The 14,467-nt window shown below is 58.9% G+C and carries 7 protein-coding genes; 3 read left to right on the top strand and 4 right to left on the bottom strand.

Translation table 11 applies throughout. The annotated features are described in order from the left end of the window. Positions 1–5: 5 nt before the first annotated feature. Entirely contained in the window at positions 6–311 is a 306-nt protein-coding gene (locus tag HWN36_RS03780) for a Fic family protein (protein ID WP_176788147.1), read from the bottom strand. Between the two features lie 135 nt (positions 312–446). After that, positions 447–689, bottom strand: coding sequence for a winged helix-turn-helix domain-containing protein (locus tag HWN36_RS03775; RefSeq protein ID WP_176788146.1), 243 nt, complete (start codon positions 687–689; stop codon positions 447–449). 146 nt (positions 690–835) lie between these two features. Between HWN36_RS03775 and HWN36_RS03770 the strand changes: the two genes are divergently transcribed. Then, positions 836–3,850: a HEAT repeat domain-containing protein gene (locus tag HWN36_RS03770; RefSeq protein ID WP_176788145.1), complete on the top strand. Its 3,015-nt coding sequence runs from the start codon at positions 836–838 to the stop codon at positions 3,848–3,850. A 141-nt stretch (positions 3,851–3,991) separates the two neighbouring features. Here HWN36_RS03770 and HWN36_RS03765 read toward each other — a convergent pair whose 3' ends face one another. Both HWN36_RS03765 and HWN36_RS03760 read right to left on the bottom strand, forming a co-directional pair. Further along, positions 3,992–9,334: a DEAD/DEAH box helicase gene (locus tag HWN36_RS03765; RefSeq protein ID WP_218133188.1), complete on the bottom strand. Its 5,343-nt coding sequence runs from the start codon at positions 9,332–9,334 to the stop codon at positions 3,992–3,994. Positions 9,335–9,452: 118 nt separating this feature from the next. Continuing rightward, complete coding sequence (locus tag HWN36_RS03760) at positions 9,453–10,430, bottom strand: hypothetical protein (protein ID WP_246269841.1); 978 nt, start codon at positions 10,428–10,430, stop codon at positions 9,453–9,455. A 119-nt stretch (positions 10,431–10,549) separates the two neighbouring features. Here HWN36_RS03760 and HWN36_RS03755 point away from each other — a divergent pair, with 119 nt between their 5' ends. Both HWN36_RS03755 and HWN36_RS03750 read left to right on the top strand, forming a co-directional pair. Then, the gene (locus tag HWN36_RS03755; protein WP_343044919.1) at positions 10,550–11,356 is read left to right on the top strand and encodes a viperin family antiviral radical SAM protein; all 807 of its coding nucleotides are present in this window, start codon (positions 10,550–10,552) and stop codon (positions 11,354–11,356) included. 106 nt (positions 11,357–11,462) lie between these two features. Next, positions 11,463–14,426 carry a tetratricopeptide repeat protein gene (locus HWN36_RS03750; RefSeq protein WP_176789569.1) on the top strand — a complete coding sequence of 988 codons (2,964 nt, stop codon included), beginning with the start codon at positions 11,463–11,465 and terminating at the stop codon, positions 14,424–14,426. The last annotated feature ends 41 nt before the right edge of the window (positions 14,427–14,467 follow it).

Here is a 14,467-nt window from a genome sequence, read left to right as displayed (position 1 = left end):
AGCCATTATTTCTCTCCCTCTGCGGCAATCACCGCCCGGCCCTTCGCCGTCAGCCGGTACTTCTGGGTCGGGCTGGTGGGCGCATCCGGCCGGGTCATCCCGGCGAATCCCGCCCGTATTGCCGGCTGCAGATAATCATACAGGAACGTGGGCCGATGGCTCAGGCCAGGACAGTGCATGGCCTCCTGCCGCCCCAGTGGCCCCGACGTGAGGCAGAGGAGGAACCGCCTGACCTGTTCGGTTACTTGTTCGGTTACTTGTTCGGTGGCTCCCCTGGCGGCGTCGATGGTGAGGGGCTCTGCCAGATACACGGTGAAAAAACTATGAAAAATGCCGGTTCAGTGCCGGGCCAGGAGGTCAGGCGCTTTCCTGTGCCTCTGCATCGAGCAGTTCGAGGGCGGTCCGTTCGGTTGGGGTGAGGCCTCTATTATGGGGCAGGGGAGCCCTCACTCGATCACCTCCGGGTGACCGCCCCTGGCCAGACTGATGCGCCGGATCCTGCCCTCTTCGCGCATTCTGGCGATCTGCTTTTCAACCGCTCTCCGGGAGATACCCAGCCTTTCTGCCACTTCTCTGGCCGGCAGTCCGGGCTCGGCCTTGAGCAGATCAATAATTTTCTCCGAACTTTTCTCCGAACCTTCCCCCTCCCTCCGGTGCACCGTGGCGGTGAAGAGGCGGGCAGAGCTCATTTCGTACTCGTTTGATGGAGCGAGAGGCTCTTCTCCTCTATGTCCTCATTTCCTGATCTCAGATGTGCAGAACAATACCGAAAACGGCATTAATCGTGAAGAGATAACAGACCATGTCCTGATCCCCGATTTCATGGAGACTGCACATGAAACACCTCTCGGCATATGAACTGGAATATCTCGAACACCCGGAGCGTTTCACCTATGACCATTTCAGGGAGCAGACGCTCGACCCCCATCCCCTCCCGGTCGCCCTCAGTCTGGCCGATGAGGAGCTCCTCAACCATTACGATAACGAATACCACCACCGCAATTTTCATCGCACCCTCTTCTTTCCCAGGCTCGACACCGCCGGGCCCGACTACCAGCTCCTGGAGGATTATGTCGCAGAGACTGCTGCTGCCGTGCTCTCAGAGCGGGTCATCGAGGGATCTGACGCAGACTACGCCTGGGGAGAATTCTCCGGGTTCAGAAAACACCTGGTCACCGCCCTCCACACCTACCCCGAGATCCAGAAGGTCCAGATCCTCAAGAAGATCGCCGTGAAGATCGCGTTGCCGCCCTCACCGATCGACGAGAGCGCCCGGCTCTTCTCGGTGGGGAGTTCGCTCTTTGCGATGGAGTTCTACCTCGGCCTGAAGAACGCAAAAAAGTGGGGCGATTACCTCGGCGCCTGGCCCCCATCCGACGAGGGCCTCCGCGAGATCGCCGGGACGCCCGAGGTCCTGCTCTCACTCTGGAAGCACCAGGTCCAGGCCCGCGACCGCTGGCTCGGTGCCGGGGGGAAAGGGGTGCTGGAGATGGCAACGGCGACCGGTAAGACCCTGGTCGGTCTTGCCACGGCTTATCATCTCTTCAGAGTCCACCGCGCCCTGCGGGTGCTGGTGCTCTGCCATTCGCGGGCGATCCTGAACCAGTGGCGGCGGGAGGCGATCGAGAAACTGGGGTTTCTGGGAGACCCGGACGAGGAGTATACGGTGCCGGTCTCGTATAAGGGGAAGTTTGAGATCTCGTTCAACACCTTCCAGATGGTGATGAGGGATCCGGGACAGTACAGCACCGACCTCCTCATCGTCGACGAGGTCCACCACGGGGCCGGGCCGCAGTTTCGGAATGCGCTGACCGTTCCCTGCAAATGGAAGATGGGACTCTCGGCGACGGTGGAGGGGCGCGGGCGGACCGATGTCCTGGACGGGTGCCTCGGGAGGACGGTCTATACCTATACGCTGGCCGATGCACGGCGGGACGGGATCATCCCGGAGTTCAACCTTGTGGTCCACAAGACGTTCTTGGATATCATGGAGGAGGAGGAGTTCGCCTCGATCACCGAGAGCATCAGGAAACTCCTGAACTACATCAACGCCACCCAGAAAGAACAGATCAGGGTATTGTCGAGGAACCGGTTTGAGCGGTTTGAGAGCCTCTCTGACTTTGTCCGCCTGATGACCGATCTCCGGTACCGCAGCGTGGAGATCCCGGACGAGTGGCTCCAGATGATCGGCCTGATCAACAAACGCCGGTGGGTGATCCACCGGTCGTCGCCGAAACTCGAGGAGGCGATCAGGCTGGCGCGGAACCTGGGCGGGGCGAAGAAGTGCGTGCTCTTTGCGATGGATATTGCGACCTGCGAGCGGGTCTATGAGCGTCTCTCCGGGACGGTGCCGGCCTTCATCGTCCATTCGAAATTGAAGGACGGGGAGGCGAAGCACGCCCTCCAGGCCTTCAGGGCGGCGAGGACCGGCGTGCTGATCGCCCCGCGGATGCTCGACGAGGGTATCGATATTCCGGACGCGGAGGTCGGGATCAACGTGGCTTCGTCGAAGACGAAACTCCAGCTGATCCAGCGCCTGGGCAGGATCCTGCGGAACCGGCCGGGGAAAAAGCCGGTCTTCCACCACTTCGTGGCCGTTCCCCGCAATTATATTGTCTCGGAGGACTCGTTTACCTACCAGAACGATCTCGCATGGATCACCGATGTGGCCCTGAAGATGGGGATCCCGATCACCGAAGAGGCGGCCGATGAGCCCGAGGTCTTCTCTGCCTTTGAACAGGCGTCCGAGGAGGCGGTCCGGACATATTATGCCGGCCATGAGGGCATGGCGACCGATGACTTCGGCGTGATCAAGGTGAGGAATATCGTCGAATCGATCCTGCCCGAGGCGCGGGCGCGGCTGGTCGGCCTGCTGGAGGGGATGACCGGCCCCCTGACCGATGAGGGGTGGGCGCGGGTGCTGAGGTCGGCGTACAGGGATGAGCAGATGGTGGAGGTGCCGAGCCAGCGCTGGCTGCTGGTCATCGCCGGGAGGGAACCGGCGGCGATCAGGGAGTTGATCCTGCGGTATGGGGGGGATAGTGCCAGGGAGGGAGAAGTGAGGAGAAGTTCCCGGCCCGGTGCAGGTGACGATCCAGATGAGATGCCGGGCCTGGCGACCGAGGACTTCGGCGAGATCAAGGTCAGGAATATCGTCGAATCGATCCTGCCTGAGGTGCGGGCGCGGCTGCTCAGTTTCCTGGAGGGGATGAGACCACCGCTCACCGATGAGGGGTGGGCGAGAGTGCTGAGGTCGGCGTACGGGAATGAGCAGATGATGGAGGTGCCGAGCCAGCGCTGGCTGCTGGCCATCGGTGGGAGGGAGCCGGCGGTGATCAGGGGGTTGATCCTGCGGTGTGGGGGGGATAGTGCCGGGGAGAGAGAAGTGAGTGGAAGACCCCGGCCCGGTGCAGGTGGCGATCCAGATGAGATGCCGGAGTCGATGGGTCAGAGCAGAGTTGAGCAGTTGATCGTATTACTGAAAGAAAACACATCTCCGAAGGATCGGGGCAGGATCGTCCAGCTCCTTGTCAAGGAAGGACCCGAGGCAATCGATCCCCTGATCGCCCTGTTAAAAAATAAAGACCCGGGGGTCCGTGAGCGGGCGATCGAGGCGCTTGGTCTGATCCGGTATCGACGGGTGACAGAGGTGCTGCTTCCCTGTCTCAAAGACCCGGCGGCAGGGGTTCGGAAAAAGGCGGCATGGGCCCTGGGTCTCCTCAGGGACACACATGCCCGGAGCGATCTGATGAAACTGAGGCGGCGTGAACCCGATCCTGAAGTGAAGAAGGAGATGGATCGGGCGCTGGGGAGGTTGCAAAGCCCTTACTCTGCTTTCCGGGGTCGGTGATCTCGAGGATCGTGATCCAGGCTTCCAGAAAGATAATGATCTTTTGATCCGATCCACCCTTCCAGAAACCCTCCAGTGTACCGGCTGCGGTCAGGAGGCGGGCATGCCATCGCTGAAAAAAGGAATGATTTCGGGTTATGGTCACTGATACAGCAGTTCAGAGAGGGCGTTGATCCATCTGTCCTCTTCATCCCGGTATGATATGGCAAAGACCGTGTAGCCCATCAGGTCCAGTCGGTCCCTCTTTTTCTCATCGTCGCGTCTCTGAGCGTCTGTGTCATGGTCAGGGCCGTCGACAAAGATCGCGATGGTGTGCCCGCTGCTTCTGTAGATAAAATCTGGGCGGGCGACGATCTCATCGCCTTCTGCGATGGGCTCCTGCCCGCCATCAGGAAGGGGAAGGCCTGCCTCGTATATCTTCTCCAGAATCTCTCTCTCAAAGGAGGATTCACAGGTAGCAAGGAGTTTCTCAAGCGCGGCCTTCGTCGAAGGGGAGGAGTCGGCGACACGGCGGACATCTGCGGTCAAGATCCTGCGGAGGAGGGGGAGCACAAGTTTTCTGTCGAACTTGTCATGGTCGTACTGGTTGTAGTAGTTGCACAGGCATTCATAGCATGCCCGATCGCATTTTTTCTCGTCGTATTCATGGAGGATGGTCAGCGCCTGCCTGATTACCTCGTGGAAGGCGGAGCGGTTGAAGATCGATTCGAGAATCCCTGCCCCGCCTTCTGAGGTCTCATAAATGATGATGCTGGACTTTGTTCTGTCCCCGGGATCGGGCATCAGGAAGTAGCGCACCTCGTCCATATCGACATTCATGCTGATCTGGACGCCTTCGATGATCGCCTGCGCGAGTGTGGCAAAGAAGGAGGTGTACAACTCTTTATCAAGAGGGTTGCCCTCGCTGTCAGGAGGGACCGGCACATCGATTTTGATCACGTCATGCCGGGTGTCGGTGTAGAGAACGATGTTTCTGATGATGTTCTCCTCTGTGCCGCGTCTCCAGCACCGCTTCGTCTCGTTCGTTGAGTCCAGGTGTTCTTGCACGCCGTTTTTCCCGAAAATCCAGCGGTTGCAGGCAGTGCAGAGTGTAAATCCAGATACAGGCTCGTCCCTGTCTGAGGGTATGGGGCCATGGTTGACGCTGATGATCTTGCCTGCATGGTCATAGGAGATGCAGATCAGGGGGGCTTCGAGATCCCCGGCCGCGAAGAACTGGCGGGTTGTTGAGGGCGTGTAGTGGCGGGTGACCTGATAGCCGAGGCGCTGGCGCTCCTCCTCGTCGCTGGTGATCATCGAGCGCGACTCTGCAAGCTGGTCGGGCATCTCGATGGCGGCGTGGTTGGGGTCCACGTGCTCGAGCGAGGAGCCGCAACTTCTGCAGGCGCCCCCGGTCATGGCGATCTCGCGCTCATCGAGGTAGACCGCTGAGCAGGACGGACAGATGAGGATCGAACTCATCGCGGGCTGGTTGTTCTCGGTTCTCAGCCGCGGGGTTCTGATGGAGTACCGGTTCCCGCTGAAGTATACACTGTTTCCAGGGGCGTATTCAACCAGGGCGATGTTCCGGTCTCTCTTCAGTTCTGCTTCTTCTGCTCCGAATATACCCTTATAGTTGATAGCGAGAGATGTGACCTGGGTGGGGAAGCCATAGTTTGGAAGGAAACCCTGTGAGGCGAGGTAGCGGTAGGTTGTGAAGTCTCCGCCACCGTTTCTCATGTTATCGAGTTTTCTCTCGATGGAGGCCCGTCTCCGTTGGTACGCCCCCCGCTGCCTGTCGGTGATCCGCCCTCTCTGCATGAACATGTTGATCTCTTCATGTTCGCGGAGCAGCGCCGAATATTCGCTCCTGAAGAGATTGAATGCGCCATCGAATGAGATGATGAACGAATCGACGGTCCGTGTGATGAACGGGGTGTCGAGCCATTCGAGGGACTGCATCTCTTCTGCCAGGACGTTTTCCACGGCGGTGAGGATGCGGTCTCTGTGTGTTTCGACCATCTCAGACAGACGGGTCTTGCTGAGGTTTTCGGTGTCGGCGGGGGTGTCGGCGTCCTGGAACATCGGGAGGTTTTCTTTCTCGAAATCGAGGATGCCATCGATCTTCTGCGGGATTTTGAGGGTGATGATCTCAAGGATGAGGGCGTGGATATGGGCCTGGATCAGCATCCGGTTGTCCATCAGGAAACGAGGTGGAGATATTTTTCCCGAGATCATCTTGGCCGGGTAGCGGTAGAAGTACTGGTCGTGCGGGCCGCGGTGGGATCCAACGCCACAGAAGGTGAGGATCATGGATGCCTGTGATTTTCGGCCGGCACGCCCGGCGCGTTGCGCATAGTTGGAGGGAGAGGGCGGGACGTTTCTCAGGTAGACCGCTGAGAGGGTGCCGATGTCGATCCCGAGTTCCATTGTGGGGGTGCATACGATCACGTTGAGGTTGTTGTTCTGATCCCTGAAGCGTGTCTCCAGTTTTTTCCGGGTTTCCCCGTCGATCTGGCCACTGTGCTCCTCGGCGTGGAGCGGGACCGCCTCGCGGAATGGCCGTGTGTATTCGATCCCGAAGTAGTTTTCAGAGAGGTCGCGGGTGATGAGGTCGGTGCAGTTGGGGTTTATGCAGAGGTTGAGTTCGTTGAAGTGGTGTACCTGACCGCATTTCCGGCAGACGTTTGCCTGTTGAGGGTCTGCAAGGTTGAGGTCGATGATCTCCGGGTTGATCATGGTTATTGTGCCGGTCCAGTGGATTTTCTCTTTTTTCAACCCTTTTTCGTTGCAGAGTGTTTCTTCAACGAGCGAGATGATCTGCTGCGCCTCTTCGGTGTTGTCGATTTTCAGCGCTTTTTTTGTCCATTTGACCAGTGAGCCGCCGGGGTGACTGAGGCGGTAGACGGTGGCGTAGGGTGTGTTTCTGCTGGCGTCGTCGCTGTAACCGGTCGGGCGCGTCGAGAGGAGTTCGTTGTGGAAGAGGATGTCCGGGTTGAGGAAACGTTCTATGCTCTCGGCGAATTCGTAGGGACGTGTGAAGAAATCGGATGAGATCGCAAGATTGTGGCGCATGATGTCCAGGAAGCCCCTGAGGTAGTCTTCCCGCTGTTCTGCGAGGATCGAGGAGAGGGCGGGGTTCGTCTCCCAGAGGGAGGTGTCGGCGGCGATCTCGTTCAGACCGGCGTAGGTTACCTTGAGGAGCCCGACGTCCTCGAGGTTCGGCTGGTTTTTCTGCCGGGTTGAGCCCATCTCGAGGAGGGTGTTCATCAGGAGGTATTTCCGGTATATGGGTTCGGCCCGGGAGTTTCTCCGCATCCTGCCCGAACCGGGATCGTTCTCAAAGGCAGGCAGCGCTCCGTCTGAATGGTGTCTGGAGAGGGTGTTGAAGATCTCGTCCCCTGCTTCGAGGAGGGGGAGGGGACCGCCGGTCTCTTTGAGGGTGTGGTAGAGACCTCTTCTGAAGTGGATCCGCTTCTGGATGTTGTTCATGTGGGCGGCCTGGAGGGCGGTGTCCTGCCGGTTGTCTGAGAAGGCGATGACTTTCTGCTCGGATTCAGGGAGGGTTGTGAGCATGTTTGAGACGAGGATGTCGGTGGCGGTCGATCGCCCGACGGTGCCGAAGGAGAAGAGTTTGTTGAACTCTCGCCGCGTTCTCAGGTCATAGGAGACACCGCAGCCTTCGCCTGGACAGAAGCGGAAGGGCATGGGGATGAGGGTGACGCGGATCTTCTCGGCGCAGAGGCAGGGGTCGTTCTTTTCCCCGTCGATATAGAGGGTGTTGCAGTCAGGGCAGTAGGTGCCGGTTCTGGGGGTGACGAAGGTGCGGTATCTCTCCTTTACCTCACCGGATTTGTCACACCACCATTCAGGCGGGGCTGCTCTGTCTTCCCCGAACTCCCCTTTGTAGAGGTAGAGGGCTTCACCTTCGCTTGCAGGGGTGTCGAGGTCGCGCGGTCTGAGCGTGTTGTCGGGGAGGAGTTCGACCGAGTAGTATTCCTGGCCGCATGCCCGGCAGAATACCATGGGAAAGGTGATACGGGTTCTGTCTCTCTCTGCACACCGCGGGCAGGTGACTTCGCCGGCGTCGTGGAGGTGCGGGCCGTCGCGGGAGAGGCAGGTCTTGATCTCTCTGCCCTGGGAGAAGTACATGTGGACCTTCGGGATGAAGCGTTTCTGGAGGGTGTTGCCGACGGGGATCTCACCGTACATGCCCATGATGAAGGCGGCCATGATCTCACGCGCTGCCTCTTCGTAGGTGGCGTTCTGCCGGACCTCGGCGCGGTAGGTGCGGATCAGGTCGGGGATGCTCCTGGGTTCTTCGGCGAGCTGGTCTTCGATGAACTGGATGGTCCGCTGGGAGCCGAGGGTTTCACCGAGGTATGCGGGGGATGGGTTGCCGATCCCGAGGGGTTCGCCGGTGAGGTCTTCAGCGAGGTCTTTGAGGTACGCGGGGTTCAGGTCGTGTACCCGGTCGAAGGTTTCGGGGACCAGGACGCGGTCAGGGAGTTTGCTGCCGGTGCCGCGGGGGGGGCGGAGAAAGGTCTCGGCGATGACGGCGGTGCGGTCGAAGGGTTCGCCGAAGAGTTTTGCGGCGAAGAGGGCGATGGCTTCGCCTGATTTTTCGCCTTCGCCTTCGCGTACGGTTGCACTGGTGCCGATGCACCTGAGGGTGCCGGCGGTGCCTGTGTGCTCTTTGAGACGCCTGATCAGGTATGCGGTGTCGGCGCCTTTTTTGCCGGTGTAGGTGTGGATCTCGTCGAGGACGAGGTATTTGAGGATGCCGAGGTTCTCTTCGGGGAAGAGGATTTTGTCCTCGAACCGGGTGAGAATGTACTCGAGCATCACGTAGTTGGTGATCAGGATGTCTGGCGGGGAGCGTTTGATCTCTTCGCGGGAGATGAGTTCGCTGTCGTAGGGGGCTGTCCTGCCGGTGCGTTCACGGTAGGAGATGAGGGCTTCGTCGCGGGTGTGCGGGGTGTCGCCGGTGTATATGGCGATCTTCAGGCCAGAGCCCCTGAGTCTGAGGGCGAGGTCGTCGTACTGGGAGTTGGCGAGGGCGTTCATCGGGTAGACGAAGATCGCTTTTATGCCGGTGAGGCCCTGGTCCTGCATCGTAAGGGCGGTGGAGACGACGGGGATGGAGAAGCAGAAGGATTTGCCAGATCCGGTGCCCGAGGTGATGACGGTGTTCTGCCCTTTGATGATCGAGCGGATGGCATCGCTCTGGTGGCGGTAGAGGTGGACGGGAGGGGCGTCAGGGTCTTCGGGGTCTCTGGAGAAGCAGCGCGGGGTGGCGGGGTGGATGATCTCTTCCCTGACGAGGGTCTCGAAGGTGTCGCCGGGGGCGTACCTGCGGGCCAGTTCGATGTATGGACCTTTATAGAGGAGGGAGCCTTCTGTGATCCGTTCGTCGATCCAGTCTTTGATGACGGGATTTTTGAATTTCTGGAATGAACTGACAAATGTGCGGTATGCCCAGGAGATGGTATCCAGGGCCTGCATCGGGTCGAATCTGGAAGGGGTCATGGAAGATAGATAATGGTTATTGTTCTATACGATAAGGGTTCTGAATAATGCCGTGATTATATGGCAAATGGATGACCTGTTCTAAAAAATAGGGTTATTTTTTGCTGCTCTTTGCAGCCGAGGACATCGCCCTGGACTTGAAGCCCTGGTTGGTGCCGCTCCGGTCGGCCGAGGACTGGATCCGGCTTGCCGCACCGGGGGTCATGGAGCCTTTCTTTCCCATCTGTTCACCTCCTTTATTGAGGGTTGGGGGGAGGTGCCGGTAATGGTACCCTGAAATAGTTTCAAAAAGTTGCAAATATATCTGTTCCGGGGTACCATTTCCGCCTTCGGCCCTGAGCATCTTCTGCGCAAATTCGCCGTGGGGTGTCAGGCGGTACTGTTTTGCCTTTTTGCTCTTATCGCAGAACGACTCTTCGATAAGCCCCCAGTCGATGAGTTGCTGGAGGATCCTGGTGATGGTCCCGCGGTTCGGGGTCCGTTTCGTCTTTTCGTCGCCAGGGAGACGGGAGGGTTTGTATTTAAATGCCCTGGCAAAATTCTGGCGGGTCATCCATTCGCCCGGGGCGACGGAGAGTGTTTGGAGGGCTTCAGGGTAGTTGGGGTTCCTCCTGATCTCGTCGAGATGCATCTGTGGGATGAGGATCTGCTCGATCTGGTCGTTTCTCGGCGTCAGGTAGACCTGCGCGTCGAGCCAGAGCGCCATGATGAAGAGGGAGAGGGAGAGCATCTTTGTCCCGCCGCTCAGGTTGAAGGAGATGCGCGCCGCCGGGTATTGGCGGGTGACGGTGAGGACGGCGTCACGGATCGCGTTGATCCGGGTGTCTTCTGTCCTGATCTCGCTGAAGGCGATGTTCATCGAGTCGCAGATCGCCTGTACTCCCTGGATCGCCTCCCTGATCTGGGGCTTTACCGTCTTCATATGCACCTGGTCTCCCTGGAGGTCGTGATAGACGCTCTCCTCCACAACGACGACGGCGTGGGTGATCTCTTTCAGGTTTTTGATGCAGGCTGGAAATGTTTCGTGGATGTGCTCCCCTGCGCTGATGAAGAGGAGGTGCGGTGCGGGCATATCCAGAAAATGCACAGGCGGAGATAAATTGTTTCCGATTTTTGAAACAATTTCGGATTACCCTGATGGTTTTCCTGATAGAACCACAGTATATGCTCGCGCCGTCTACGATCCGGTCTGTGAACTGGCATCTGATCTCTGCCTGCAACTATTCGTGCAGGTTCTGTTTTGCGCGGAACCTGGGGGAAACACCGGTCTCTTTCTCTGAAGGAGAGAGGATCCTCACCCGTCTTGCCGATGCAGGGATGGAGAAGATCAATTTTGCCGGGGGGGAACCGCTTCTCCATCCGCGGCTCTTTGATTACTGCCGCGCCGCCCATGACCTGGGGATGACCGTCTCGATCACGACGAACGGGTCGCGGCTGACACCGGAACAGGTCAGGATGGAGAGGGGGTATATCGACTGGATCGCCCTCTCGGTGGATTCGGCCTCTGAGGAGACCGAGGTGCGCCTGGGCCGCGGAGACGGTCGGCACGTCGGTCACTGCATTCGTCTCTCGGATGCGATCAGGGAGGCCGGGATCAGGCTGAAGATCAATACGACGGTCACCGCCCTCTCCCGGGAGGAAGATATGACCGGGTTCATCAGGAGGACCGATCCCGACCGCTGGAAGGTGTTGCAGATGCTCCATATCAGGGGGGAGAACGACGGGGCGGTGGCCGATCTCTCGGTGACCGACGCGGAGTTCAGGGCTTTTGCCGACCGTCATACTGGTGTCGTCCTGCGCGGCGGTGTCCTGCCGGTGTTTGAGTCCTCGGCGATGATCGAGGGGTCGTATTTCATGGTCACACCGGGTGGCCGCGTGAAGACCGATACCGGGCGGGTGATCAGGAAATATTCCCTGGATGAGGTGCTTGAGTCCGGGGTTTCGGCATATGTTGACGAGGGGCAGTACCTCGGGAGGGGAGGGGTGTATGCGTGGTGATGATGATTTTTGAGTTATCCTGGATTTTAAAGCATATGAGATCCTTTTTTTCGTATCAGGAGGTTTATTCGATTACTTTATGAGAACAGACGTTGTTGATGAAGATATGACGATCAATATATCTCCGGTCCGTGATTTTCTCTGGGAGTCGTATGCTGTCCGGGCGGACAGGGAGTTTCTCTGTTCGGTGCAGGATCTCTCGCATGAGGAGAAGCGCGACCGGTTCATCGATCATGCCCTGGATAACCTGATGCTGGTGAGACTGAAGCGCGATCCAGGGTTCGCGCAGTACGTGCTCGAGAGAGTGCAGGAGAGTCCTGCTGTCCTGGAGCGTGTCAGGCAGACGATTCTCCTGATCTTTGGTGAGACGGCAGAAATCGCGTATTCTGATCCGGATTTGCCCGGACCAAAGGGTCTGGTTGAGGTGATGGAGAGGGCCGTTGAAAACGGGGGAAATCCCCTTGAAGAGGTCATGCAGTTTTCTCAGGATCCTTCCACGGTCTCCAGTTATACCAGTGACCGTATCAGGCGGGAGAGGGAAAGCAAGCTCAGATACCTGCAGGCATGGCTTGAAGTGGCGGAGGGGAAGATCGAGAACGATCTTGAGATCCTTGCAATCCGCAGACAGATGAGTGATCAGGGGAGCGGACTTTACTACGGTCCAGGTATGGGTGTGGACGATACGCTCTTTCCGGCGGCGGGATTTACGGCCGACATTTTCTATGCAGCACACAGGTTCGTGGTGCAGAACCTCAGGTTCAAGGGGAGATTTTCTGCATCCGGGGACCCGCAGTTGCCTGATATGTCCCTGATGGAGTGTGTCGGTCTGAACCTGCCGTTCCAGGCTACCCTTGAGAGAGCGCTGTTCGGGAGGAGCGTCGTTGATCCTCATCCGGACATTGAAGCGGCCCGCGAACTCTGGAAGTTTGAGGCGGACAGCGCCACGATCGCGGCATATGAATGGTTTCTGTCCCTGTCACGCGATGAGAAGGTCAGGGTTCTCAACGGCAATTACCCGTTTTCTATCGGTGAGCAGTACCTCTCTGACCTTACGCAATGCTCTCCTGAGGCGCATCTTCACCACCTAAAGATGACCCAGTTGTTTTATGCCGGGTTCTACGAGCACGCGGCAAAGGTCGGGGAATATCTCTTCTCGCGTGAGAAGAAGGGGGAGGAGAAGTATGTTCTCGCTGACGGCATTGCGACGGCGTACCGAGAATACGAGGACTACCGTTCTGCCCTGAAATGGTACGAGATTGCGCTGAAACTGACAAAAAAACTGGAGCCCGGGATGCGCCAGCACAAGGAGTTTGTCGAGCGGAAGAACTGCGCGGAGATGCGGCATCATGTCAGCGGCAGCGACTGGTTCAGGCGGGAGGTTGCCAGGATCGCCGCCGATGCCGGACGCTTTCCGGCAGAGTTCAGGAGCTCGATCGAGTACAATCTTGCAGAGGCATGTCGGCGGACCGGCGAGTATGCCCTCGAATACGAGCACCTGAACGGGTATGTCGAACTGGTCAGTCCAGAGGACCCGCACCTCACCGTCGCCCTTGCGAGGCTTGGTCTCCTGACCCGGACGATGGATGAACCGGACTTCCGGACGGTCCGCGGGATCGATCTGGAAGAGCGGAAAGAGAAGTATAAGCGGAGGCTGAAAACCGCAGCACTGTCGTATCAATACGCGGATGCACTCCGCTGGATCGATCGCACTCTCGAAATATATCCCATACCCGTCCTCTACTCGGAGAAGTCCACCCTCTGCAGGCATTTCGACAGGAGCGCGGAGGCGATCGATCTCCTGCAGAAGGCTGCGGAGTTGTCCCGTGAGGGTTCATATACAAAGGTATTCTCCTGGATCTCCCTTGCCCTGCTGAAGGCCAGGGAGTCCGGGGATGTTGACGGCGATGTTACGGAGGCGATCCGCCGGGCCCTCAGGTCCACTCCTGCAGAGGATAAGGCCGGGCCCGATAACGGCTATATCGGCATCATCCAGCCGATCATCTACGAGACGGTGGGATGGGGCGACCCGGAGCTTCTGGCGCGGTTCTGGGAGGTATTCGAGGGAGAGTTTATCTCTCTGGGCCTGCCGGGAGATCCGGCCCGGTTTATCGGGGAGGCATATCTCCAGAATAGCCTGAGCGAGGAGGCGAGGGTCTGGCTCCAGAGGGCCGCCGGGCGTGCGGGTGCCGGGCCGGAGCGGGCGGCGGTCTCCTCCATGGTCGCCGCGTCGTATCTTGCCGACGGGGATCCCCGGGAGGCGTGCGAGTGGTATGCCCGCGCGGCGGAGGATGACCCGGCGTCGGCGCTGGCATATGCAGGGATGGCGCAGTGTCATGCCGCCCTGATGGAGTACGAAAGGGCGCGTGCGGATCTCAAGAGGGCGTCTGAACTCGATCCCGGAAACGCAGATTACCAGAGGATGGAGGAGGAGGTCGCCGGACTCGCCGCCCATGTGATCACCCTGCCGCGGATCAATTCCGAGGAGGTGCGGTCGGTCTTCAGGACCGGCGACTGGCTGCTGTACAGCGTGTTTACCGGGCCTGAACGGGCGTCCTATGATATCGGGCCGGTGGTGGTCCAGTACGGGAAAGGGGTGGAGAAGATGCTGTACGAGGAGGTCCTCCACCCGGTGCGGGAGCGGATCCGGCAGGACGCACGGTTCTGCCCGGCGCCGGGGTCAGGGGTTGAGGGGCGTTTCTGGAATGGGTTGAAGGAGGAGAAGATCCAGCCGCTGCCGTTCACGCTGAAGGCGGTGCTCGGAAATGCGGAGAAATCGCTCTCTCTGGGGCAGTGGGCAAACCTGGTCTCTGATATCAAAAAAACAGATTGCAACCCGGTGACCCGGGCGTTCAGGGACCTGATGGAGGAGAGGGGATATTCAGAGGGGGTGATCGGGCGGATCGGCGGTCTCTGCAGGACGCTCTCGCTGGAGCGGAACGGGGCCGCCCATATCTCGTTCTATAGCAGGGACGAGGTGATGGAGAAGAGGGGGGAAATGGTGGGAGTGATCAATGAGGTGATCGGGATCCTGTCGAACGCTCGGGATCTCCAGGGTTCAGGGGAAAAATAGATCTTTTTTTGGGCCTGGGTTTTCCGGGTCCTGCTGTTCTG

The organism is Methanofollis tationis (assembly GCF_013377755.1).
GTDB lineage: Archaea > Halobacteriota > Methanomicrobia > Methanomicrobiales > Methanofollaceae > Methanofollis > Methanofollis tationis.
Note: the sequence above shows the minus strand (reverse complement) of the source record. Positions and strands in the feature narration are given on the sequence as shown.